The organism is Ruegeria sp. S263 (genome assembly GCF_056780525.1).
The window spans coordinates 1830087-1853929 of the sequence record NZ_CM165558.1; the positions used below are offsets into that span (position 1 = coordinate 1830087).

Below are 23843 nucleotides of genomic sequence, written 5' to 3' on the forward strand. Positions count from 1 at the left end.
GGGGCACAGTGTCCGAAAGCAAGGTCTTTTTGACTGGTCATATCGACGTACCGATAGATCGTCTTGAGCAAGTACGCGCCGCATTGCCCAAGCATATTGCGCTGACACGGGCGAAACCGGGGTGCTTGTCCTTCGAAGTCACCGAAGACGCGGAAACCCCGGGTCGGTTTAATGTCAACGAGGTGTTTCGGGATCAAACGTCGTTTGATGCGCATCAGGAACGCACGCAAAACTCGGACTGGTTCGGGATCACGCAGGGCATCCCACGTTCGTACCAGATTACCAAGGGGTAGGCTGGGTCAGACCCCGTCGATCTGCCGCTGATAGTCTTCGGCGTCGTACCACCACAGCGAAGACTGAACCTTGTTGTCAGCCGTCATGTCCCATTCTTCCCAACCCCGGGTGATGACGTGATTGCGGGTTTCGGCGTGGTGCCCTTCCAGTGTCCAGACAAAGATTGCGTGGGTTCCGGCCCATCTCAGCATATCGCATCGAACTTCTAGGTCGACAAACTCGTCAAAGAACCCGCGCGCCATATCCGCGATTGCCGAGCGTCCGACAAACGGATCACCACGATTGACTGTGATTGTTCCATCCGGTGCAAAAAAACCGGCGACCGCTTCGGGATCGCCAGAGCTCCACGCGATTGCGTAATCCCGCGCGAGGTTGTTCAACGTGTCCCGAATACTGGCCATGAATACCCCCCGGTTCCAATCAATGACCACTGGGATCGTAAGCCAAAACAAGGGGCTGCGTCCACGCAACCGTGAAAAAGGGGCAAGGTCTTGCCGAACAGACGAAATCAGCGCGGGATCAAATTCGTCACGCCAACGGCCGCTGCACGGGCCAGATCAAGATCCAGCGACATCGGAATATACTCCCCACGCCGCCAAAGTTGCGCCTGATCGTCATAGTAGCGCGACAGGAAATGGCCCGATTGACCGGTGGCCGTAATGAAGACCGAACTGTCAGGGTCCGCGAAATCATAGACGCCCCGATAACCCGCGCCGTGCACGTTCTGAAACGGGTCCGGCCCTTCGCCCGAAGTGCGCCCACGCAGCAATGTATTGTCGCCGCCGCTGGTGGATTGGCGGATATTGACGAAGAACCGCAGAACCGGGACCGAGCCCAGCACCGGGTGATCATGGGTCGCCTGATGAGCATCGCCCCAGCGCAGGGATTCCAGCGACCCGCCATATTTCTCGGAAATCCAGATCAGCGCGTCGTCCAGCGCCAGCCGCGCCATGTCGGTGCAGGTTTCCGTGGGCGCACTTTGACGTACGTCACACCATACTGCCGCGCCGTCGATATCGCGGTAAACACGTTCTATGAACAGCGGCTCAACATGTTTGTATTTGGCAGCCAACGGGCCAAGCTCGTCCGAGATCAGGCGGATTTGCAGCGCATGCAGCCAAGCGGCATAGATCAGAGGTTCGGGCAGATGTTCGTTCATCTCGCCATTCCACTCGGCCAGCAATCCCAGCGCGATCTGGCGCTGACGCTCGGGCGTGCCTTCTGGGGCCGATGCTCCGGTGAACCACAGGTCCGCGCCAATCAAGGGCAGCAGCGAGCGGGCGGTAAAGCTGACGGTGTCCAGTTGCGCCTCGATAAAGCTGTCACGCGTGTGAACCTCGCGCGATTGCATTAGGCGTTCCCAGCGGTGAATGCGCTGCGTGTCACCCCATTCATATGAAACATGCTCGGGGAAGGGGCGGTCTATGACCTTGTTGTTTGTGTTGCCCAGTATGCCACCGGCAGGGGCCACAAACTCGGGGTTGTCCGCATAGGGCAGGCGGCCCTGCCAGCGGTTCTCGGTCAGCCATCCGGGGGTGGGGATGCGTCCACGGCTTTGATTGCGCAGGTCGCGCTTGGGCATGGCCCCGATCAGCTTCATGCCGATCGTGTCCTTATCCACCAGCGACAGGTTCTGAGATGGGGAGATGAACAGTTCGGCTGCGTCAATCGCCTGCGGCACGGTATCAGAATTCATCAAGGCCATCGACGCGGTCATTGACGTGTCTTGCGCACTTAGGGCCGTCCAGGACAGCGATGCAACGTGGCCCTGCGGTGTTATGGTTCCCAGATCGTAGTGGCTGCCGGGCAGAAGGGGTCCATTCTCCGTCCATCGGAGGGTCAGTGTGATGGGCGCCTCATCCTTGATCTCGATGATTGACGGGCGGGTTCGGAATGACTTGTACCCGTCCGGGGTCAGATATTCTTCGGGATTGTCGGGGTTGAGCTGTTCAATATGAACGTCCTGATCATCCAGATAAGATGAGGTCAGCCCCCATCCCAGCCGATCACTGCGCCCCGCCATGACCGAAGGAATGCCCGGAATTGTTGCGCCGATGACGCCACCTTTTTCAAGTTCCAGCCGGGCCAGATACCAAACTCCGGGTGCAGTGAAACCCAGATGCGGGTCGTTCGCTAGCAGCGTCCCACCAATGGCCGATCGTGATGGTGCGGCAGTCCAGGCGTTTGATGCCCCGGCTAATCCACGTTTCGGGAATGGCGAAAGCGGACTGTCTGGCATCGGCGATCCGGCTGCATATCGGGGCAAACCCGGGAACAAGGCGGCATATTCGGGCAGGGCCGCAATTCCGGCACCCGGTACATCGGGCAGGATATCGGCCAGCCGCGCCGGGGTGTTCAGCATGAGCGAGGTGCGCGCCCTCAGCACTTCGTCCTCAAGATGGCCGGACAACTGAAGGCTCATCAATTTGATCACAGCGAGGCTGTCACCGGGTTGCCAAGGGGAAACAGGCGCATTGAACAGGAACATTTCGGGCGCGCCACGCCCAAGCGCCATCTCGTTGATTTCGTCCAGCCGCGCGTTGACACCGGTCGCGTAAGCGCGCAGCGCAGCCTTGGTATAGTCGTCCTGCACATCGACCGAGCGATGGGCAAGGCCGTAAAGGTCAAGCCGTCGCAGCAACTTGTCGATTGAAACCGTGCGCGCGCCGAACACTTCGGACAAGCGCCCTTGGGCGGTGCGTCGCAGGACGGTCATTTGCCACAGACGGTCCTGCGCATGTGCGTACCCAAGCCCGAAGAAGACATCCGGGTCAGTCTCGCCCAGAATATGCGGCACATTGGCGGTATCGCGCACGATTTCCACGGGCGCAGTCAGCCCGCGTACCTCAACGGTTTGATCGTATTCGGGCAGGGATTGGCTGGCCAGAAAGTAGACCAGAATGACGGCGGCCAGACTAAGAAGAACGAGGCCCGTGGCGAGGCGCACCAGCCAACGAAATACTAATCCCATCTGAGGCCCATTTTCTTATCTATCTCCGTTTGGCGTCAGATTAGTAGAAGCCCATCCCAACCGAAAGAGGAACGCCGGAAGATTGTGTATCTTTGCGCAACGTCGCAAAGAAAAACCCCTGCCACAGAGATACGTCCATGGTAGGGGTTAAGCACTGAGAGGGTTAGTGCTGTGTTACGGGATGATCCGAGTGTATTTCGTGCCATCGACGGTTGCGCCGATCTGCAGACCCGCCTGACCGAAAACGGCGGCCAGTACCGGGGAGCGCAACGTTGTTGTGTTGGTCGAAAGAGAGTCGCCCTGATCGCTGACCACGTAGCCGATATCCGCGCCAGCCGTCCATCCGCTGGAACGACGGAAGTCATTCAGCGCGTCCTGTGTCATGAAGAACAGGACGTGGGCGTATTGCTGTGCCCCGACCTGCAATCCAGCGGTGCCTTTTACGGCAGAATAGTAGTCCACGGTTGCGCCATTGATCCGCAATGCGCCACGGCCATAACCGCCGCCAAAAACGAACCCGGCTTCGGTTATCAAGGGCATGACCAGCATGCCGTTGGCTTTTTCTGCGATTTCCACCGTGTTCGGATAGCGTGAATACATTTCGGTCAGCGTGGCATCGACGCGCGCGTCGATCGTTGCCGCGTTCGAGTTGCCGACACCGTTGCCGCAAGCTGCGGTTAGGGTCAGCCCGGCCATGCCAAAGGCAAAGCCACGACGACTTAGTCGAATGGGATTGGAACTGCTCATGTTTTTTCTCTGTATGACTGCCTGAGTTGTCGGGTGTTCCCGATCTTATGGGCGAGGATACGCCTATTGAGTCCACGTGTCACGGGAAAGCTGCATCACCCCCGATCACAATAGGCGAATTATCGCGACAGTTTGAGGTCTTAGCCCTGAAGGTGCCGGGCGACCTCTGGGGCAAAGTAGGTCAGGATGCCGTCACATCCCGCGCGCTTGAACGCGAGAAGGCTTTCCAGCATGACCTTTTCCCCATCGATCCAGCCGTTCTGCGTAGCGGCCTGAATCATCGCGTATTCACCGGACACCTGATAGGCATAAGTGGGGGCGCCGAACGTGTCTTTGACGCGTCGGCAGATGTCCAGATAGGGCATGCCCGGCTTGATCATGACCATGTCGGCTCCTTCCGTCAGATCACGTTCGATCAGGCGCATGGCCTCGTTCGAATTGGCCGGGTCCATCTGGTAGGTCTTCTTGTCACCCGTCAGCGCACCAGACGCGCCAACTGCATCTCGGAACGGACCATAGAAGGCGCTGGCGTATTTGGCGGCGTAGCTCAGAATCATCACATTCTGGTGGCCTGCGGATTCCAGCGCGCGGCGCATTTCCCCGATCCGGCCGTCCATCATGTCAGATGGCCCGATGATGTCAGCACCCGCGTCGGCCTGGGCCAGCGTCATCTTCACCAGCGCCTCAACCGTCTGATCGTTCACAATCTCGCCATCGACGACATATCCGTCATGACCGTTGATGTTGTAGGGGTCCAATGCCACATCCGTCATCACTGCAATATCCGGAGCTGCGGACTTGATGGCGCGAATGGCGCGGTTCGACAGGTTGTCGGGATTCCACGCCTCGGCACAGTCTTCGGTTTTCAGACTGGGGTCAGTGTAAGGAAAGATGCAGATCACAGGTATTCCAAGTGCTTGTGCTTCGACTGCAGCCTTCGCAATCAGATCGACGGACCGCCGTACAACACCAGGCATAGAAGGAACCGGTTCTTCTATCCCTTCGCCGTCGCGCACAAATACCGGCCAGATCAGGTCATCTGTGGTCAGTGTGTTTTCGCGCACAAGACCCCGAATGGCCTGAGATTGCCGCGCTCTACGGAAACGAGCCAATGGAAAAGGGGCGATGGTCGGTTTCATGTCGCGCTCTCCTTGAATATTCTCGCATTGGGTGGCATGAATTCCGCGTAGTCTCAAGGGTAACGATGGACGCGCCTATGCGAAGAGGGTCCCTAAGGACAGTGAACAAAGGGCTGACGCGTGGACTTATACTCTTCGATTTTTGAACTCATCGACATGCGCAGCTTTTCCAACCTTTGGTATTGGATCGGTTTGGCCGTTCTATGGTCGTCGGCCAGCCACTGGGCCATGGGGGTTCCTTATGACCTGGTCGTTCGCGCACGCCGCATCGGTGGGCAGGCTGAAGAAGACCTGTTGGACGTCGTCAGGATCAACAAGAACCGGCTTTTATACATCGTGGATGTGTCCGGGCTGGTCATTTTGGCGTTAAGTTGCTTTTTCTTTACCGGGCTGGCGATACTTGGGTTTTTCTACGGAGTTGAGTTCGCTCAGGCGGTCTTTCTGCTTTTGTTTCCGCTTTGTGTGGTGATGCTGATCAACATTTCCGCTGCGCGCAAGTTACAACGGACCGAACCGGGCATGGATGTCGTGTCAAAAATTCTCACGCGATGCAGAATCTATACGCAGATCGTTGGAATAATTTCGATCTTGATCACATCGCTTTGGGGTATGTATCAGAACTTTTCCATCGGCGTTCTGGGATAGAGAATTCGGAAAGGCAAGGCGATGACGGCTCCGAACCATGTGACGGTTGGCGGCGCCCCCGAAGGGTTTGACGCACAGCTTGTTCTGAACGAAATGACCCGGAGCGGCGGTCCGGTCTGTCATGTCGCGCGTGATGACAAGCGGATGGAAGCGATGCGCGCGGCGCTGGCTTTCTTCGCACCGGACGTTCCCGTCTTTGTGTTTCCCGGCTGGGATTGCCTGCCATACGATCGGGTGTCGCCGAATGCGGATATTGCGGCGGCGCGGGTCGCGACATTGGCAGCTCTGGTCCATCAGATGCCAGAACGTTTCGTTTTGCTGACAACCCTGAACGCGGCAACACAGCGCGTTCCAGCGCGGGACGTGCTAAGACAAGCTGCCTTTACCGCACGCGTGAATCATCGTGTCGATGAACAGGCCCTGCGCGCGTTTCTGGTCCGCATGGGATTTGCCCAAAGTCCCACCGTGATGGAGCCCGGAGATTATGCGGTTCGCGGCGGCATCATAGACATTTTCCCGCCCGGTGAGTCCGGTCCCGTGCGGCTGGACCTGTTCGGCGATGTTCTGGACGGTGCGCGCCGGTTTGATCCTGTCTCACAACGAACGACCGAAAAGCTTGAGGTCGTGGAATTGGCCCCGGTGTGCGAGGTTATTCTGGACGAGGCCGCCATTACTCGGTTTCGCCAAAACTACCGCATCGAATTTGGCGCGGCGGGGACCGATGATCCTTTGTACGAGGCCGTCAGTGCGGGGCGCAAACATCAAGGTGTCGAACATTGGCTTCCGTTCTTTCACGAAAGGCTGGAGACACTTTTCGATTACCTGCCGGGGGCAACGATCTCGCTGGATGATCAGGTGACGCCCGCGCGTCTTGCGCGGTGGGATACGATTGCCGATCAGTATGAAACCCGGCGCTTGGCTTTGGAAAACCGAACGCGCATGGATACGGTGTATAAGCCGACGCCACCCGGATTGTTGTATCTGGACGATGCTTCGTGGGAACAGGCGATTGGCGACCGGCGGGTTCTGCAGTTCGGCCCCCTGCCACAAGCCAGCGGACCGGGCGTGATCGACGCAGGCGGACGGATCGGTCGAAACTTTGCACCCGAACGGCAGCAGGAAAGCATCAGCCTGTTTGGTGCCCTAGCTGCGCATATCACCGACAAAATGGCCAAAGGCCCGGTGCTGATCGCGTCTTATTCCGAAGGCGCGCGCGAACGTCTGACCGGGCTGATCGAGGATGAAGGGCTGGCCGAGGTGATCCCCGTCACCGATGGCACCCGCGTTGGCAAACGCGGCCTGCATCTGGCCGTCTGGGCGCTGGAGCATGGGTTCGAGACCCCCGACCTGACGGTGATTGCCGAACAGGACGTGCTGGGTGATCGCCTGATCCGTCAGCCCAAGAAACGCCGCAAGGCCGAGAACTTCCTGACTGAGACCCAATCCCTGACGCCCGGCGATCTTGTGGTGCATGTGGATCACGGCATCGGTCGTTATATGGGGATGGAGGTCGTCACTGCCGCCGGTGCCGCTCATGAATGCCTGCTGCTGGAATATGCCGAGCAATCAAAACTGTACCTGCCGGTCGAAAATATAGAGTTGCTGTCCAAATACGGCCATGACGAAGGTCTGCTAGACCGTCTGGGCGGCGGCGCGTGGCAGGCGAAAAAGGCCAAGCTAAAAGAGCGTATCCGCGAAATGGCGGACAAGCTGATCCGCATCGCAGCCGAACGGGCCTTGCGCAAAGCCCCCATCATGGACCCTCCGCCCCATGCGTGGGAGGAATTCAGCGCCCGTTTCCCTTATCAGGAAACCGACGATCAGTTGCGCGCGATTTCTGAGGTGATGGAGGATATGCATTCGGGCGCGCCGATGGATCGCCTGATCTGCGGCGATGTGGGCTTTGGTAAGACCGAGGTTGCCATGCGCGCGGCCTTTGTCGCCGCCATGTCGGGCGTGCAGGTGGCGGTGATCGCGCCAACCACCCTGCTGGCCCGCCAGCATGCGGCCAGCTTCAAGGAGCGGTTTCGGGGATTCCCGCTGGAGGTGCGACAGTTATCGCGCTTTGTCTCAGCGAAAGAGGCGCAGCAAACACGAGACGGCTTGGCGCGCGGCACGGTCGATATCGTGATCGGCACCCACGCGCTGTTGGCCAAGGGCATCCGGTTCAACAATCTGGGCCTGCTGATCATCGACGAGGAACAGCATTTCGGCGTCGGCCACAAAGAACGCCTGAAACAGCTGCGCAGCGACATCCACGTCCTGACCCTGACCGCCACGCCGATCCCGCGCACCCTGCAACTTTCGCTAACTGGCGTGCGCGACCTGTCGATCATCGGCACGCCGCCCATCGACCGTCTGGCGATCCGCACCTATGTCAGCGAGTTTGACGCGGTCACGATCCGCGAGGCCCTGCTGCGTGAACATTATCGCGGTGGCCAGAGCTTTTACGTGGTCCCGCGCATTTCGGACCTGCCCGAGATCGAGGAGTTCCTGAAGGAACAACTGCCCGAACTGACCTATGTGGTGGCCCACGGTCAGATGGCGGCGGGTGAACTCGACGATCGCATGAACGCCTTTTACGACGGCAAATACGACGTTCTGCTGGCCACAACGATTGTAGAAAGTGGGCTGGATATCCCAACCGCGAACACGATGGTTGTGCATCGGGCGGATATGTTCGGTCTGGCCCAATTGTACCAAATCCGTGGTCGGGTGGGGCGCTCAAAAACCCGCGCCTATGCCTATCTAACCACCAAGCCGCGCCAGAAGCTGACTGCCACGGCCGAGAAACGTCTGCGCGTTCTGGGCTCGTTGGATACACTGGGGGCGGGGTTCACGCTGGCTAGCCAAGACTTGGACATTCGTGGCGCGGGTAACCTACTGGGCGAAGAACAATCGGGGCAAATGCGCGATGTGGGCTATGAACTCTACCAGTCGATGCTGGAAGAAGCGATTGCCAAGATCAAAGCCGGTGAGATGGAGGGGCTGTCAGACAGCGATGACCAATGGGCCCCGCAGATCAATCTAGGCGTGCCGGTTCTGATCCCCGAGGACTACGTGCCCGATCTGGATGTTCGTCTGGGCCTCTATCGTCGCCTGTCATCGCTGTCGACAAAGGTTGAACTGGAAGGATTCGCGGCGGAACTGATTGACCGATTTGGAAAATTGCCGAAAGAGGTGAACACATTGATGCTGGTCGTCCGCATCAAAACCATGTGCAAACGCGCGGGTATTGCGAAACTGGATGGCGGGCCAAAGGGCGCGACGATCCAGTTCCACAATGACAAATTCGCGTCACCTCAGGGATTGGTCGAATTCATCCAGAACCAGCGCGGGTTGGCTAAGGTTAAAGACAACAAGATCGTCGTGCGGCGTGACTGGAAGAAGGACAACGATAAGATCAAAGGTGCCTTCTCTATTGCGCGGGACCTGGCCGAAAAGGTTATGGCCGAGAAAAAAGGCCAAAACCTAAATCACATTGCTCGGTCCGGTGACACCTTAGTCACCGGCGACGAAGGTGCATAACTGCCATTGACCGCCCTCTGACTTGGCGAATGCGGCCCGATACCCGACCATCGGCCACAGGAACATGCTGTGCATGTAGCCCTGGCCGCCATCGGTCAGCAAAACCTGCTGGTATTCGTCAATCTCGGAATAGTCCCGGACTATGACGACCTCATGGCTGATCAGATCCAGAATCGGCGCGCCCCGGTTTGGAGACTGGCGCAGAGTCACGTCCGCAGCATTGACGAAGTAAGCCATATAAGGGTCTAACGTGGCGGGCAGGGTGATCTGCCACTGATGCGGCATCCAGAACTCACCGTCTTCGTCGAAATAGCCGGGCTGTAACAAGGTGTTTTCAAGATCGGACCAATAGGTCTCGCCTCCTTGTTCAGGCAAGGTGGCCGGATCGGGGGCCAAAAGCTCTCGGAACTCTTCGGGGCCGCCATTCCCGCCGTGGCTAAGGTAAATGTCAGGACAGGCCGCCGCTATGACCGCGTCAGCGTCACGCGCTTTGACCTTGGTCAACAACTCGGCCCGAAACGCCAAAAGGCTTGGGTCTTGGTCAGCCTCATCCACAGGGGGAAAGGTCTGGCGATCCGCCAGCGCCGGGCCGCAGGTAAAGGCGGCAACAAGCAGAAGGGGCTTCATTCAGCGGCCTTCATCGCCGCCTGCGCGCAAAAGCAGGATGCGCCGACGGCACGGTCGGCGCGGGCAAGTGCCAGATCCAGTCTTTGGCTGATTTGCTTGATCTCGTCGACCTCGCCACGCGCTTTCAGGCAATCGTGCAACCCCTTAAGGCTCCAGACATTGTCTGGATGGATCGAGGCGCGGCTAAGAGTGCCGCCCAGTCCCAAATCTTCGCGATAAACAGCTTCAGCTTCGGCAGTTTGGCCCTGTTCGAACAACAACGCGCCCAATGCGTGACGGGTCGGCTGCATCCAGCCCCACGGCTCATCATAAGGCAGGTTGTCGTCCAACTCGACCGAGCGTCGCAGATGGGCATAGGCCACATCGTAATTACTCTTGCGGTACTCAATCTCGCCCCTCAGCATCTCCTGCGCGATCTCCAGCAGGTCAGTAACACGGTTGTTGTGCATCAGCCGGGTGTCGGGGACGCGGGCCTTGGCAGCAAGAAAAAGCTGTTCCTCGGCCTCGGCTTCGGCCACATGTCCCGTCGCCGCAAAAGCGATAGCGCGGGCATAGTAGGTCGTCGCGGTCAGGGTCAGGAACAGGTCGGTGTCTTCTGGTGGCTCAAGCGCCTTGGCTTCTTCCCAGCGGCCAAAACGGATCAGGATGTGAGGGCCCATGGACATATAGCTTTCGAAGTAGTCCGCCATTGGCGGGCTTTCGATGCGCAGCATCTCTTCGGGTGTAGTGTCCCACATGCCCTGATTGGCGCGCAGGGCCGGCTCGATCTGACCCTGGAACAACGCGCCGTAGATGACAAAGTGATAATCGTGCTGGCGATAGCCTGTGTACACGTTGAAAGCGCCCTCGCGCTCGTAATACTTAAGGTCTGCCTCGATCGCCTTTTCGTTCCAATGAACGACGTTTTGATAGTGACCGCACAATACGTCGATATGGGTGGGCATATGCACCAAATGGCCCGCATCAGGCACCAATGTTCGCAGAACATCCCCTGCTTTCAACGCTTTTTCGGGGGTTGGCGACATCTCCATCAGGTGCACATATAGATGGAGAAGACCGGGATGAGAGATGGCTGCTGGATCGTTCGCCATCGCATCTTCCAGCGCTTTTTGGGCTTCAAGCGTCGCAGCACCCTCAGCTGGTTTCCCCGACTTCAGGTCCCACATCTGCCAAGGCGTGAGGTTCAGGAGCGATTCAACATAGATGGTACGCAGGTCCAGATGGTCGGGTCGTTCAGCAAACGCCGCGCGCATAGCGTCTGCAAAGTCATAGTCCCATTGGTGCATATCATCTGTTGGGTCGTCCTGCGGATAACGCGTGGGCAGGGCGTGGATCAGTGCCTGCTCGACTGGGGTACAGCCATCGACCAAAGCAAGCGCCCGTTGCGTCGCGTCAAATGCCAATGTCAGCGCCTTCTTCTTGCCGCGGTCATCCAACAGATTCCACGGCACATTATAGTTGGGACCGGCGGCATAGGCGACGCCCCAATGTGCCATTGCGCAATTCGGATCGGCTTCGACCGCTCGCTGGAAACAGGCTACGGCCTCATCGTGGTTATAACCGTAGGTCCAGACCAACCCGCGGTCGAACCATAGCTGCGCTTTGGCCGAGGCGGTGGTGACCGTGCAGGTATGGGTTCCCAGATCGTAATAGTCGCTCATTGAAAATCTCCACTCGGGTTGAGCGGAGGTTAACCTGATTCACCGGGGGTGCACAGATCAGGCTGGCAATCTGTTTTCGATCCGACCCATGTGCAGCATTAGGCCAAAACCCAGTGTGCTCATCGTCAGTATCCCGGTTGCCAAAGGTGCGATTGATCCGTCGAACAGCAGGCCAATGGGTGCAGCGATCGCCGCGGCAAGAACCGTTGAGATCGCTCCGATGACCGAGGCCGCCATGCCAGCGATATGGCCCATAGGTTCCATCGCGATGGCGTTGAGGTTGCCCATGGTCATGCCCGCCATAAAGAATACGGCGGTTTGCCAGCTAACGAATACGGCGAATGACAGGGTCGGTGACAGGTCCATGCTGTTCAGAACGATGACCGAAGTCGTGAAAACGATCTGCGCACCCAGAACCCACGTCACGATCCGGCGCATTCCCAGACGGATGACAAGGGCTGCGTTCAGCAGGCTCGCAGAGCCGGACATAAGCGCCACGAAACCGAACCAGAAGGGAAAGCTTTCGGCGCTGTCGTGGATAACGTCATAGATCGGCTGCACCATGGTCAGCATGGTGAATAGCATCCCAAGGCACAGGGTCTGCACCATAATCGAAACCCTTACCGTTGGATGTGCAAACATCTGGCGCGCCGCGTCCAGCATCAGCGGCAGACGCAAAGGACGTCGGTTTTCAGCAGCCAGAGATTCCGGCAGGCGCAGCCCCATCCAGACGATTGTGATCAGTGAAAACAGCACGAAAGACGCGAAAATTCCGCGCCATCCGGTCAGTGCGATAATTCCGGCGCCCATCATTGGCGCGATGGCTGGAACCAGCGTAAAGATCATCATCGCGATCGAGACAATACGGGCCATTTCGCGGCCGGAATACAAATCCCGGATAATTGCCATCGCGACAACGCGCGGGGCAGAACAGCCGATACCCTGAAAAATCCGCGCGATCAGCAGCATCTCAAGCGAGGAACTGGACCATGCCACCGCCGCCGACAGGATATACAGTGCAGAGCCGACGTAGATGACTGGTTTACGCCCGAATGCATCAGACAACGGACCGGTAAAGAATGTCCCGATCCCCATCCCCAGAACGAATGAGGTCAGGATCAACTGCGCTTGGTTGATGTCATCCGGGCTGAGCTGCGCGCCGATTTCGGGCAGGGCGGGCAGCATGGAATCGATCGAGAACGCTATTGTTGCGAACATCATCGCGACAAGTGCGACGAACTCTCCTCGTGACATACGACCGGCCATTGTGCCCTCCTGACCTGATCGCGCTATCACGGTAGGTCAGGTGGCACCAGAGACTAAATGTGCACAGAGGGCTGTGCTAATTTGCAGGGGAAGCCTCAAGTTGAGACATGATTTCACCGATCACGCGCTCCCACATTTCAGGAGGTTGGGCGCCGGGAACCGCGTGCTGGTTGGCGACGATGAAGGTCGGGACCGAGTTCACTCCCATCTGGCGCGAATGCGTGTCGCGGTCACTGATGTCCTGACGATCAGCATCTGATTTCAGCAGTTTCAGCACGATCGCAGCGTCCATACCGATACCGTCGGCGATGTCCGCCAGAACCTCGTGATCTCCGATGTCGCGTGTCTGAACGAAATAGGCGTCGAACAGTGCGTCGACCGCCGCGTTTTGTTTCCCTTCGATCCCGGCCCAGTGGATCAGGCGGTGGGCGTCCAGCGTGTTGGGAGTGCGCTTCATCCCTTCAAAGTCGATTTTCAGGCCAGCGTTTTCAGCGTGCTCAACAACCGGGGCGTAGGCACGGACAGCACCTTCTTTGCCGCCAAACTTGCGTTCCAGATATTCGCGGCGGCCCATGCCCTCGTCCGGCATGTCTGGATTCAGTTGGAAAGGGTGCCATTCGATGACAAAGGGGTGATCTGGGATCGCGGCCAGCGCCTTGTCCAGATGGGTCTTGCCGATATAGCACCACGGGCAGATCGGGTCGGACATGATGTCAAGCTTGACGGTCTGGGTCATTCGGTGGTCGCCTTGAAATAGGCCGGAAGCGCCCGGCGCAGGAGTTTGCCATTGCCGCCAGTCGGCAGCTCGGGCAGGTGGATAAAGGCGCGCGGTTGCTTGTAGCGCGCCAGATTTGCTTCCACATAGGTGCGCAGGGCATCTTCGTCCAGCTTTTCCGGGCCTGTATAGAAGGCTGCTATCAGGAATGTGTCCTGTTTCACCTCGACGGCGGCGGCACCTGCCTGCGTGATGCCGGGGTATTGTGACAGCACGGCCTCAACCTCGACAGGGGACACGCGGTACCCGCCCGCGTTCATCATATCGTCGTCGCGGCCCAGATAAGTTATCTGCCCATCCACAGCCATCGCGCCCTGATCGCCGGTCAGAAACCAATCGCCCTGCATCCGCGCCTGCGCTTCGTCCGGGGCATTCAGATAGGTTAGCATCAGGCCAGGATCCGAGCGGTGGATGGCGATGGTGCCCTCGGTTCCTTGCGGGACTGGACCATCTGGCCCAAGGATGGCCACGCGCCGGCCGGGCTGCGGTTGGCCCAAGGCCTCACCCCGCGCGGGGTGTTCGGGGCTGGACGAGATGAAGGTCGAGCATTCGGACATGCCATAGGCCTCAAACAGTTCGGTCCCTGTGGCGCGTTTCCATTGTGTATGAAGCGTGGGCGACAGCTTCTCACCTGCGCAGAGCCCATGCCGTAGGTGCGGCAAGGTTAGCTGATCGGTCGTTCCGACGATTTTTCGAAAGACACCCGGTGCGGCCGCGAAAATAGTGGCTTGGTGGTCACGCAGAAGCGCAGGAAGGGTGGACAGATCGGTTCCGGGCTCGGGGATCAACGCTGTCGCGCCGATCGTCCACGGGTCCATCAAACCCGTGCCTAATGTGTAGGTCCAGTTGAACGCTCCGGCGTGGCACAGGCGGTCATTTTCGCGTAGACCGTACCACCCATCCACCATCATCTGCCGGGCCCAGATTGCGCGATGGGCGTGTGCGACAGCCCGAGGTTTCCCAGAGGTGCCCGAGGTATAGACGACGTAAGCCATCCTCTCGGGATCGCCCATCTGGAATGTGGCTGGGGACAGGTCCCGCATGGCGGTCAGATCGGGCAAAGTGATCTGCACAGGATGGTTGGCGCAGGCCACGGTCAGGTCACGCAGAACGGCTGCTGGCTTTAGGTCTTGGATGATCTTTGCGGTTTCGGGTTCGGTCAATTGGGACGAGGTCGGCACAGGTACGATCCCCACCGATATCGCACCCAGATAGGCGATGGGGAAGTCGACCGTGTTGCCCAGCCTCATCAAAGCGATGTCTCCGGGGTTTAAGCCGGACTGCAGCAAACCAGTTCCGGTGCCAAGAATGGCGCGTTTCAACTGTGCGTATGACCAGTGTTCCGCCTTGGTCGACCCGACAACTGACAGGGCGGTTTTGTCGGCCAGCCGATTGGCCTGACGCAATACATGCGCCGCCAGATTGAACGGGGATGGACAGGCCAAAGCAGGGCCTTGATCGAAGACAGAAAGCATAGCGACTGGCTAACGCGACGTCTGTTCCGTTGCAAGCAGGTCAACCTAGCCCTATAGAATTGCACATGAGTACGCACGAACAGACATCCCTGATCCGATTGGCCCGAGACTCGGGCGAGCCCGCGGAGGTTGAGCCGCTGGACCTTGGCGCCCGCGTGCGCGAGCTGCGCAAGGCGCGCAAATGGACGTTGGAACAAGCGGCAACTCAGGCAGGGTTGGCGCGTTCGACACTCAGCAAAATCGAAAATGGCCAGATGTCTCCGACCTATGATGCGCTGAAAAAGCTGGCGACCGGGCTTGAGATTTCAGTGCCCCAGCTCTTCACCCCGCCACAGCGGGAACAGGTGATTGGCCGTATGGCCGTCACCCGGATGGGAGAGGGCACAGCCCATCCCACGACGACATACGAGCACGAGTTGCTGGCCGAAACGCTGACGAAAAAGCAGATGCTGCCCTATCGGGCGCGTGTGCGGGCGCGGTCGATGGACGAGTTCGAGGGTTGGGTTCGCCACGACGGGGAAGAATTTCTTTACGTGCTTACAGGCGTTGTACGTCTTTACACCGAGTTTTATGAACCTGTGGAAATGCGCCGCGGCGACAGCGCCTATTACGACGGCAGCATGGGGCACAACGTGGTGTCTGTCAGCGACGAAGACGCGACGATCCTTTGGGTGACGTCACTTAGTTAACGACCGGCTGAATTCTCGGTTCAGGCCTTCCGTGAACAGAAAGTCCTCAAGCTCTTCGTGGGCTTCGTTCACTGTCAGGTGGTGACGTTCTGCAAGGTAAGCCTCAAATCCTTTGCGATCCTTGCTGAACAGCGGCTTGTCCTTGTCGCGCAGGTTTGGAAAGCGCCGTTTGGCGCGCGAATACATTGCGTCCCAGTCTTGCGTCAGGTCATTCCAGTTCAACATCTGCAAGCTTTCCGGTTTCCAGGTTTCAAAGCTGCTCGGCCATAAACAGGGTACGAAGGGGCATGGGTCGTCAGCGCATGACAAAATGTCGCACCCATTTCCGATCTGCTGCAAGGATCAAAATGCCCGTTGCAGGCAATCCGCAACGGGCATACGGACCCAAGTTTGGAGTGAGTGGGGGCTGGTCCGTAAAAGGCGCACGCTGCGAGGCTGAGAAAAGGCTATGTTCCGAAATTCAAAGCAATAATCAGGTCGCGCAAAGCGCTATAATGCTGCAAGGCTACAACGCATGGATGCATTGCGTAAAGCTTTTTGTGCGAAGTTTTTGTTTATTAACTCAAATTAGTATCCGTACCAATCTGTAGCAGCCGTCCCAATTTGTGACGCAAGATGTTGGGCCTATTGGCGCGTGTGCCGTTTTTCGCCGAAAAGCCGAACGCAATTGAATTCCGCCTGAAATCGGGTCTGGTCCGTGCGTTTGCGTTACTCTTCGAACCACCAGACCTGCGGCATATACTCGGGCCCGTCGCCGTAAATTGGCAGGGTTTCCGGTTGCTTCAGTTCTTTGGCGTGCGCGATCCGCCCGACGTCGAAATTCCAGATCGGAATGACGTATCGTCCGGCTGTCAACACGCGGTCCAAGGCGCGGGTGGCGGCAACGAAGTCCTCATGGCTTTCTGACGCAAGCATGGCATCAATTAATCCGTCCACAGCAGGTGAGGCCACGCCCATCAGGTTGCGGGTGCCGGGCGTATCGGCATTTTCACTCCCCCAATACAGCCGTTGTTCGTTGCCCGGCGATAACGAGAGGGCGCGTCGGAAAAACGTCATGTCAAAATCCAGATCTGAGGTACGCCCGGTGAATTGCGCGCTGTCTACCTGTTCTGTTGATACTTGAATTCCCAGACGTTCCAGCGCACGGCTATAGATCTCGATGGCGGTCTCGCCTTCGCTGTCGCCCTGTTGCAGCAACACGTTCAGCGTGAACGCATCACCGTTTGCGTTGCGAAGGACGCCGTCCTGAATGGTCCAGCCTGCTTCAGACAGCAGCTTGGTCGCTTTACGGATGTTTGACCGGTTGCGGGCCGAGCCGTCACCTTCCGGCAGGACGTATCCCTCAAGCGTTCCGGGCGGCAGGTCTGCCGCGTAGGGTTGAAGCAGCTCTTCCACGCGGCCTGTTGCTGCGGCAGGTTGCATGGCGAGAACGGAGCCCGAGAAATAGGACGTGATCCTGGGCTGCGCCCCGCCGGTGATCGTGTCGTTGATGAACTCGAAATTGAAGGCCAGCGTCAGGGCTTCGCGAACGCGCCAGTCTTCGAACGGCGCTTTGCGGGTGTTCATGACATATCCGGTCATGCCCGATGGCTTACCATGAGGGATTTCGGTTTTTACTACATCGCCGCGCTGAACGGCTGGGAAGTTGTACTGTGTTTCCCACTTGTCTGCGTTGAACTCGCGCACGGCGGTCAGTTCACCAGCTTTGAAAGCCTCAAACAGAACGGTGCCGTCCCCGTAGAATTCGATCCGCATCTCATCAAGATTTATCGTACCCCGACGGAAGGGAACATCGCTTCCCCAGTAATTGGGGTTACGCCGCAGGTTGACGTATCGTCCCGGCTCATAGCTGTCGATCACATACGGGCCGGTGCCGACGGGAATATCGTGCAGCGTGGCATTGGCAAAATCCTTACCGTCCCACTGTGCCTTTTGCAGGATCGGGCGCAGACCGGCGATCAAGGCCAGTTCGCGGTCGGGCTCGTTGAATGTGATCCGCACGGTGCGCGGGCCGGTTGCTTCGATGCTGTCGATCTTGCTCCAAAGACCGCGATACCGCAGATGCCCTTCGGTTCCCAAAATCTCATACGACCAGATGACATCATCAACGGTGACGGGTGTGCCGTCCGAAAATTGTGCCCCTTCGCGTAGTGTAAATTCGACCCAAGACCGGTCCGGCGCCGTCTCAACTGATTCGGCTAACAGGCCGTAAAGTGTGAAAGGTTCGTCCCAAGATCGCCCCATCAGGCTTTCATGCGTCCAAAACCGCAACTGCCATGGGGAGGTCCCTTTTTGCACAAACGGGTTCAAACTGTTATAGCCGCCCGTATTTCCGAAAACGACTTTTCCGCCTTTGGGCGCGTCGGGGTTTGCGTAGGGCAGAGACACAAAATCCGGTGGTAGGGCGGGCTCTCCGTACATAGCTATGCCATGCGCCGATTCTGCGCTGGCGATTGCGGCCCCCAAAAGGAAAGTGATTCCCGTGATCACTGGGCGTGCGGGTCGTAGAAAATCGGGGCTCATTTTGGAAACAATCCTGCTCTGGCCTTATTTTGTTGGGATTCATCGTACCGATGATTTTTCTTCTTTTCAAACTTTTAGCTTGGACGAAGGCGTGGAATTGCTTATAAAGGGTGCACTGCTCGATAGGTTTCTTGCCTGTATGAAACCTGCCTCAATAACTTAACGCCCGCTTCGTGCGGGCGTTTTTTTTGGCCGAGTTTTTGTCAATCCGTTCCGCGAGGTCATTCTTCGTTTTCTTTGCACGTGCAGCATGGCACTGTGTCGCCGATACGGATTCTAAGGGAGAGCGGCCATGAGCCTTAAGGGAAAAACTGCAATCGTAACGGGGTCGAACTCAGGGATCGGATTGGGGGTTGCCCGTGAATTGGCCAAGGCCGGCGCAGATGTGGTTCTGAATTCCTTTACCGACCTTGACGAAGACCACGCCCTTGCTGCGGAAGTCTCTCAGGAGACTGGCACCAACGCGCGCTATATCAAGGCAGATATGTCCAAGGGGGACGAATGCCGCGCCCTGATCGAACAGGCCGGGGCTTGCGATATCCTTGTTAATAACGCGGGTATTCAGCATGTCTCGCCGATCGACCTGTTTCCGGTCGACAAGTGGGATGCAATCATTGCGATCAACATGAGCTCGGCCTTTCACACGACTGCCGCCGCTTTGCCGATGATGCGAAAGGCAGGATGGGGTCGTGTGGTTAATATCGCGTCGGCGCATGGGCTGACCGCCTCTCCTTATAAGGCGGCGTATGTCGCTGCCAAACACGGGGTCGTGGGGATGACGAAGACAATTGCGCTTGAGACCGCGCAGGAACCAATCACCTGCAACGCGATTTGTCCGGGCTATGTGCTGACGCCTTTGGTGGACGCTCAGATTCCGAACACGATGAAGGAATACAACATGAGCCGTGAGGACGTCGTGAAGAACGTCCTGCTGGAGCGGCAACCGTCGAAAGAATTTGCAACGGTTGAGCAACTGGGGGGCACGACGGTGTTTTTGTGCTCGGACGCGGCGGCGCAGATCACGGGGACGACGATTTCCGTGGATGGCGGTTGGACCGCTTTGTGAGATTACGTGGGGGCGCTGCCCCCACACCCCCGAAGTATTTCTAAACAGAAGAAGGGGTGGGTCGTGAAGAGGATCAATCTGGCTTTGCAAGGCGGTGGCGCACATGGGGCGTTTACCTGGGGTGTGTTGGATCGAATTCTTGATGAAGAGGATATCGAGGTCGCGGCGATCACTGGAACCTCGGCCGGGGCGTTGAATGGGGCGGCGTTCAAATCGGGCATGGTGCACGATGGCCGCGCGGGGGCGCGGGAAAATCTGAATGGTCTTTGGTCCCGGATGGGTGCGGTTGGTGACATGCGCCTTGCCAACTGGATGCAGTCGTTGGAGCCCGCGCAGATCGCACAGGCCATGGAATATTCGCTACCGTTTTCCGTGGGCGATGCATGGTCGAGATTGATCTCGCCTTATGCGTATGGTCCCTTTTATCGCAATCCGCTTGAGCCCGTGGTGGATCGGTTCAATTTTGACGAGATTTGCGCAGATGACGGGCCGCAGCTTTTTGTCTGTGCAACCTGTGTGCGCAGCGGAAAGATACGGGTTTTTACCGGGCAAGAGGTTTCGACCGGTGCCATTTTGGCCTCGGCCTGTTTGCCGAACCTGTTTCAGGCGGTCGAGATTTTTGATCCCAAGTCCGGCAGAACCGAAGCTTATTGGGACGGTGGATATACCGGCAATCCGGCGCTTTATCCGTTGTTCAATGGCGATCTGCCTGACGACGTGGTGATCGTGAATATAAACCCGCTGGAACGGGACGAGATACCGCGGACGCCGCAGCAGATTCAGAACCGTATCAATGAGATCAGTTTCAATTCCTCCCTGTTTCGAGAACTGCGCGCGATCAGCTTTGTTCAGCGCTTATTGGCGGATGGAAAACTAAAGGCCGGAGAGATGAGCCGCGTTCTGGTTCACATGATCGCAGATGATGATCTTATGAATGATTTGTCGGTGGCCACCAAGACCGTGCCAAACCCGGTCGTGTTGCACAAGCTCAAGGATGCAGGGCGCAGAGCCATGGATCGGTTTCTGGCGGAGCACAAATCCGACCTTGGCACGCGCAGCACGGTCAATCTACCCGAAATGTTCGGCTGATCACTCGGGCGGCTGCGACGGGTCTTTTTCGTTTGGATAAACAAGACCTGCCGAAATCACCAGTTTGGCCGCGTCCTCGATCGACATGTCCAGCAGGATCACGTCCTCTTCCGGGAAGAACAGCAGAAATCCAGAGGTCGGGTTGGGTGTGGTTGGCACAAAAACACTCAACAGGTTGCCACCGGTTTCAGCGCGGTCGCTGACCTCACCCCGCGCAGTGGTCGAGACAAATCCGATCGCCCAGATACCCCGGCGGGGATATTGGATCAGGCAGGCTTTTTCAAAGGACCGTTCCGTCTGGGCAAACACCGTTTCCGATATTTGCTTGATCCCCGAATAAACCGAGCGCACCACCGGCATCCGGTTTACGAGGCTTTCGGCAAAGTGGATCAGCGAGCGGCCAAGAATTCCTTTGGCAATCCAGCCGACAAGCACGGTGAAGATCAGGAAGATCACCACGCCCACGCCGCGCAGGTTCACCCCCACATATTCCGAGGGTTGGAATTTCTGCGGGATCAGCGGCAGGACCGCGCTGTCGATCCAGCCCACCACGGACCAGATCAGCCAGATGGTCAGCCAGACCGGAGCGATGACAACGATGCCCGTCAGAAATGACGCGCGCAGCCGGGAAAACAGACCCGGTCGGCGGTGAGGTTCTTCGTCAAAGGGCGTGTTCATTACGGTCCTGCGTGTTTGCCAATTTAGTTAAGCAGTCCGGGGCTTTGGTACAATAGCTTTGCTCACTCGGACAGGGCACGGGCGATGCCGGCGGCCAATTTTGCGTTATTTCTGACCAATGCGATGTTCGCGGTCAGCGACCGCCCCTCGGTCTGTTCATAAATGCGCTGCAGTAGGTAGGGAGTAACGTCTTTGCCGGTGATCCTGTGTGCGTCGGCATCAGCCTGAGCCGAAGCGATGATCGGGGCCAGTTCCAGCGCCGGGATTTGATCAGCGGCGGGGATCGGGTTGGCGACCAACTGGCCGCCGGGCAGGCCAAGGGCGCGACGGGTGGCGTGGGCCTTGGCGATTTCTGCTGCGCTGTCCATGCGCAATGGCGCTGCGTAGGGAGATTGCGCCGACCAGAAGGCGGGGAATTCGTCCTGGCCATAGGCGATCACGGGCACGCCCAGCGTTTCCAACACCTCGAGCGTTTTGGCCAGATCAAGGATCGCTTTGGCCCCTGCTGCCACCACGGTCACGCGGGTTTGCGCCAACTCATGCAGGTCTGCCGAGATGTCAAACGAAGTCTCCGCCCCTTGATGCACGCCGCCAATGCCGCCGGTGGCAAAGACCTCGATCCCGGCATATTGCGCGGCGATCATCGTGGCGGCAACGGTGGTGGCGCCGGTTCCACCGGTGGCGATGCAAGCGGCCATGTCGGCGCGTGAGATTTTGGCGACGCCCTGCGCCTGTCCCAGTGCCTTTAGCTGGTCGGCCTCGAGCCCCACATGCAGCTTGCCTTTGATCACCGCCATGGTGGCGGGTACTGCGCCTGCGTCACGGATATCTTGTTCGACCTGCGCTGCGACCTCGATATTCTGCGGGTAGGGCATGCCGTGGGTGATGATGGTGCTTTCCAGCGCAACAATGGGGTGGCCCGCGTCTTTGGCGGCGCGCACTTCGGCCGAGTATTGGATGTCGATCACAGTGGGGTTTCTCCGGAAACGTAAGTGGCGGCGGCGTGCAGGGCGCGGGTCAGGGCAGCGTCGGGGGCGGCCCCGGCGGCCTCGGACGCGATATGCGCCGCCATGAAAGTATCGCCTGCGCCGGTCACACGGGTGACCAGAACGGACGGGGGTGTCTGGGTCAGGATTTCATCCGAGGTGCCGACAGTGGCAGAGTTACCGCCATCTGTGACCAACACCCGCAACGCGCCCCGGTCTAGCAGACCTTTGGCGGCGCTTTCGGAATCGGCGAACTCGCGTTGGCACAGAATGCCAGCTTCCTCAAGGTTCACGTATAACGTGGCGCGAGCGTGTTTGAGGAAGGGCAGCAGGCGCTCGGCCTTGCCGGGTGAGGCGGGAGCTACGCGCAGGTCGGCTTTGGCGAAGGCTGGGCTTTGGGCGATTTCTTCCAGCAGGGTCAGTGTCAGGTTGCCGTCCAGCGCGATCGGGCCTTCGAACGGAGTGTTCTCGTAGCCCAATGGCCCGTGCATCAGGGGGCGCAGAATTTTGGCCCCCGCAGCCTCGAGCGAGTGCGCGTCGGCGATGGCTGCGATCAGCCCGTTTGCCCCTTCGACAGCCATGTAACGATCGGTCGGCAAGTCCAGTGAGCGATAGATGTGATCCGTGACCATGCCCAGCCGGGCGCAGGCATTAACCAGCTCATCCCCTTCGGGGTCACGGCCAATGGCAGTCAGCAAGGTGGGCGTCATGCCGAACCGCACCAGCGTCATGGCGATATTCATCGCCACGCCGCCAGGCAGGCGTGTAATCCGCCCCGGTACGTCTGATCCCTGCCGCATGGCGCTGGCCGAGCGTCCGATCACGTCCCACAGGACCGAGCCGATACACAGGATGTCACTAGTCTGGGTCATGCCCGTGTCATGCCGCAGCGTCACAGCAGGTGCAAGGGTTAACGCTCACATCGCGTCGGTGAGCGTTTTTAGCGCAGCAACCGGATCGTCTTGCGACCAAATTTCGTCGCCTATGCCAAAGAAATCGGTATGGGGAGCAAGGTCGCGGATCAGGTCTGGGGTCAGGCCGCCTTCGGCCACGACCGGAACCTCGATCATCTCGGACCACCATTGGAACAGGTCCTTTTCAGCGATGCTGCCATCACCCAAAGCTGACGAGCCGACTGGGCCAAAAGCCACGTAATCCGCTCCGTTTTCGCCTGCGGTCATGCCGTCATGGCTGGAGGCCGCGCAAAAGCTGCCGACGATGGCATCCGCGCCCAGTTCTTTGCGCGTAGCCCGAACTGATCGGGCACCATCATCCAGATGTACCCCGTCCAAACCCAGCCGTTGCGCCAGCAGGACATGGTTTGAGATGACGATGGCGACATCACGCGCGTGGGCAACCTCGCGGCAGGCATCAGCCGCGCGGGCGATGGTGTCTTCGTCGCTGCCCGCCAAGGCCAACCGGATGCAGGCGATTTCTGTGCTGTCCAGCACGCGGCCCAATTGGTCGGGGAAGGTACTAAGCGCAATGGTCGGAGGCGTAATCAGGTAAATCTGCGGCTGCTCGGGGGTATCCATGGCGCGTCCTTCAGTTTTCAGTTCTCGGCGCGGTTTAGCGGATTGAGCGGGGGAAGCAAACTTTTTAGCCTGCCGAGCGGGTATTTGGGAACAGAAGAAGCAGCGGCGGCTTGCCCTAATCAGGCGGGGCGATTAGAGCAGGCGGAACT

At 58.5% G+C, this 23843-nt stretch carries 21 protein-coding genes; 6 read left to right on the forward strand and 15 right to left on the reverse strand.

All coding sequences use genetic code 11. The annotated features are described in order from the left end of the window. Nucleotides 1-8 precede the first annotated feature (8 nt). Complete coding sequence (locus ACT2B1_RS09160; RefSeq protein ID WP_481668976.1) at nt 9-293, forward strand: putative quinol monooxygenase; 285 nt, start codon at nt 9-11, stop codon at nt 291-293. Nucleotides 294-299: 6 nt separating this feature from the next. On the opposite strand, the gene ACT2B1_RS09165 is transcribed toward ACT2B1_RS09160, so the two are convergent. The 4 genes from ACT2B1_RS09165 to hemB form a co-directional block, all read right to left on the reverse strand. Then, the gene (locus ACT2B1_RS09165) at nt 300-695 is read right to left on the reverse strand and encodes a nuclear transport factor 2 family protein (protein ID WP_171240699.1); all 396 of its coding nucleotides are present in this window, start codon (nt 693-695) and stop codon (nt 300-302) included. A 107-nt stretch (nt 696-802) separates the two neighbouring features. Further along, nucleotides 803-3265, reverse strand: coding sequence for a penicillin acylase family protein (locus tag ACT2B1_RS09170; protein WP_481668977.1), 2463 nt, complete (start codon nt 3263-3265; stop codon nt 803-805). A gap of 174 nt (nt 3266-3439) precedes the next feature. After that, nucleotides 3440-4012 carry a lipid-binding SYLF domain-containing protein gene (locus ACT2B1_RS09175; RefSeq protein WP_171121594.1) on the reverse strand — a complete coding sequence of 191 codons (573 nt, stop codon included), beginning with the start codon at nt 4010-4012 and terminating at the stop codon, nt 3440-3442. A 140-nt stretch (nt 4013-4152) separates the two neighbouring features. Further along, nucleotides 4153-5151: a porphobilinogen synthase gene (hemB, locus tag ACT2B1_RS09180; RefSeq protein ID WP_481668978.1), complete on the reverse strand. Its 999-nt coding sequence runs from the start codon at nt 5149-5151 to the stop codon at nt 4153-4155. A gap of 120 nt (nt 5152-5271) precedes the next feature. On the opposite strand from hemB, the gene ACT2B1_RS09185 reads away from it, so the two are divergent. Both ACT2B1_RS09185 and mfd read left to right on the forward strand, forming a co-directional pair. Further along, nucleotides 5272-5796 carry a component of SufBCD complex gene (locus tag ACT2B1_RS09185; protein WP_171121592.1) on the forward strand — a complete coding sequence of 175 codons (525 nt, stop codon included), beginning with the start codon at nt 5272-5274 and terminating at the stop codon, nt 5794-5796. A gap of 21 nt (nt 5797-5817) precedes the next feature. Then, on the forward strand, nt 5818-9324 hold the full coding sequence (gene mfd / locus ACT2B1_RS09190; RefSeq protein WP_481668979.1) for a transcription-repair coupling factor: 3507 nt from the start codon (nt 5818-5820) through the stop codon (nt 9322-9324). On the opposite strand, the gene ACT2B1_RS09195 is transcribed toward mfd, so the two are convergent. The 5 genes from ACT2B1_RS09195 to ACT2B1_RS09215 all read right to left on the reverse strand — a co-directional run bounded on the left by ACT2B1_RS09195 (nt 9298) and on the right by ACT2B1_RS09215 (nt 15128). Continuing rightward, nucleotides 9298-9951, reverse strand: coding sequence for an SH3 domain-containing protein (locus ACT2B1_RS09195; protein WP_481668980.1), 654 nt, complete (start codon nt 9949-9951; stop codon nt 9298-9300). The two genes, mfd and ACT2B1_RS09195, sit on opposite strands and share 27 nt — an antisense overlap. Beyond that, nucleotides 9948-11612: a tetratricopeptide repeat protein gene (locus ACT2B1_RS09200; RefSeq protein WP_481668981.1), complete on the reverse strand. Its 1665-nt coding sequence runs from the start codon at nt 11610-11612 to the stop codon at nt 9948-9950. Before ACT2B1_RS09200 ends, ACT2B1_RS09195 begins: the two co-directional genes overlap by 4 nt. 57 nt (nt 11613-11669) lie before the next feature. Then, nucleotides 11670-12878, reverse strand: a complete 1209-nt coding sequence (locus ACT2B1_RS09205) for a multidrug effflux MFS transporter (protein ID WP_171124817.1) — start codon at nt 12876-12878, stop codon at nt 11670-11672. 76 nt (nt 12879-12954) lie between these two features. Continuing rightward, nucleotides 12955-13614 carry a DsbA family oxidoreductase gene (locus tag ACT2B1_RS09210; protein WP_171121587.1) on the reverse strand — a complete coding sequence of 220 codons (660 nt, stop codon included), beginning with the start codon at nt 13612-13614 and terminating at the stop codon, nt 12955-12957. Continuing rightward, on the reverse strand, nt 13611-15128 hold the full coding sequence (locus ACT2B1_RS09215) for a class I adenylate-forming enzyme family protein (protein ID WP_171240706.1): 1518 nt from the start codon (nt 15126-15128) through the stop codon (nt 13611-13613). Before ACT2B1_RS09215 ends, ACT2B1_RS09210 begins: the two co-directional genes overlap by 4 nt. Before the next feature lie 65 nt (nt 15129-15193). Here ACT2B1_RS09215 and ACT2B1_RS09220 point away from each other — a divergent pair, with 65 nt between their 5' ends. Next, nucleotides 15194-15817, forward strand: coding sequence for a helix-turn-helix domain-containing protein (locus ACT2B1_RS09220; RefSeq protein ID WP_171121585.1), 624 nt, complete (start codon nt 15194-15196; stop codon nt 15815-15817). Here the strand turns inward: ACT2B1_RS09220 and ACT2B1_RS09225 are convergent. Beyond that, nucleotides 15806-16042, reverse strand: coding sequence for a hypothetical protein (locus tag ACT2B1_RS09225; RefSeq protein WP_171121584.1), 237 nt, complete (start codon nt 16040-16042; stop codon nt 15806-15808). The two genes, ACT2B1_RS09220 and ACT2B1_RS09225, sit on opposite strands and share 12 nt — an antisense overlap. Nucleotides 16043-16525: 483 nt before the next feature. Then, nucleotides 16526-18340: an extracellular solute-binding protein gene (locus ACT2B1_RS09230; RefSeq protein WP_481668982.1), complete on the reverse strand. Its 1815-nt coding sequence runs from the start codon at nt 18338-18340 to the stop codon at nt 16526-16528. 292 nt (nt 18341-18632) lie between these two features. Here ACT2B1_RS09230 and ACT2B1_RS09235 point away from each other — a divergent pair, with 292 nt between their 5' ends. Then, nucleotides 18633-19406, forward strand: a complete 774-nt coding sequence (locus ACT2B1_RS09235) for a 3-hydroxybutyrate dehydrogenase (protein WP_481668983.1) — start codon at nt 18633-18635, stop codon at nt 19404-19406. 63 nt (nt 19407-19469) lie between these two features. Next, nucleotides 19470-20495 (forward strand): patatin-like phospholipase family protein, encoded by a 1026-nt coding sequence (locus ACT2B1_RS09240; protein ID WP_481668984.1) that lies wholly within the window; start codon nt 19470-19472, stop codon nt 20493-20495. Here ACT2B1_RS09240 and ACT2B1_RS09245 read toward each other — a convergent pair whose 3' ends face one another. The 4 genes from ACT2B1_RS09245 to ACT2B1_RS09260 form a co-directional block, all read right to left on the reverse strand. Beyond that, nucleotides 20496-21173 (reverse strand): DUF502 domain-containing protein, encoded by a 678-nt coding sequence (locus tag ACT2B1_RS09245; RefSeq protein ID WP_171121580.1) that lies wholly within the window; start codon nt 21171-21173, stop codon nt 20496-20498. Nucleotides 21174-21235: 62 nt separating this feature from the next. Next, on the reverse strand, nt 21236-22141 hold the full coding sequence (locus ACT2B1_RS09250; protein ID WP_171124827.1) for a pseudouridine-5'-phosphate glycosidase: 906 nt from the start codon (nt 22139-22141) through the stop codon (nt 21236-21238). Further along, nucleotides 22138-23031, reverse strand: a complete 894-nt coding sequence (locus tag ACT2B1_RS09255) for a PfkB family carbohydrate kinase (protein WP_481668985.1) — start codon at nt 23029-23031, stop codon at nt 22138-22140. The genes ACT2B1_RS09250 and ACT2B1_RS09255 overlap by 4 nt, the downstream gene beginning before the upstream one ends. A gap of 45 nt (nt 23032-23076) precedes the next feature. Further along, a complete protein-coding gene (locus ACT2B1_RS09260; protein ID WP_171240709.1) occupies nt 23077-23694 on the reverse strand; it encodes a thiamine phosphate synthase in 618 nt (205 codons plus the stop codon). Nucleotides 23695-23843 lie beyond the last annotated feature (149 nt).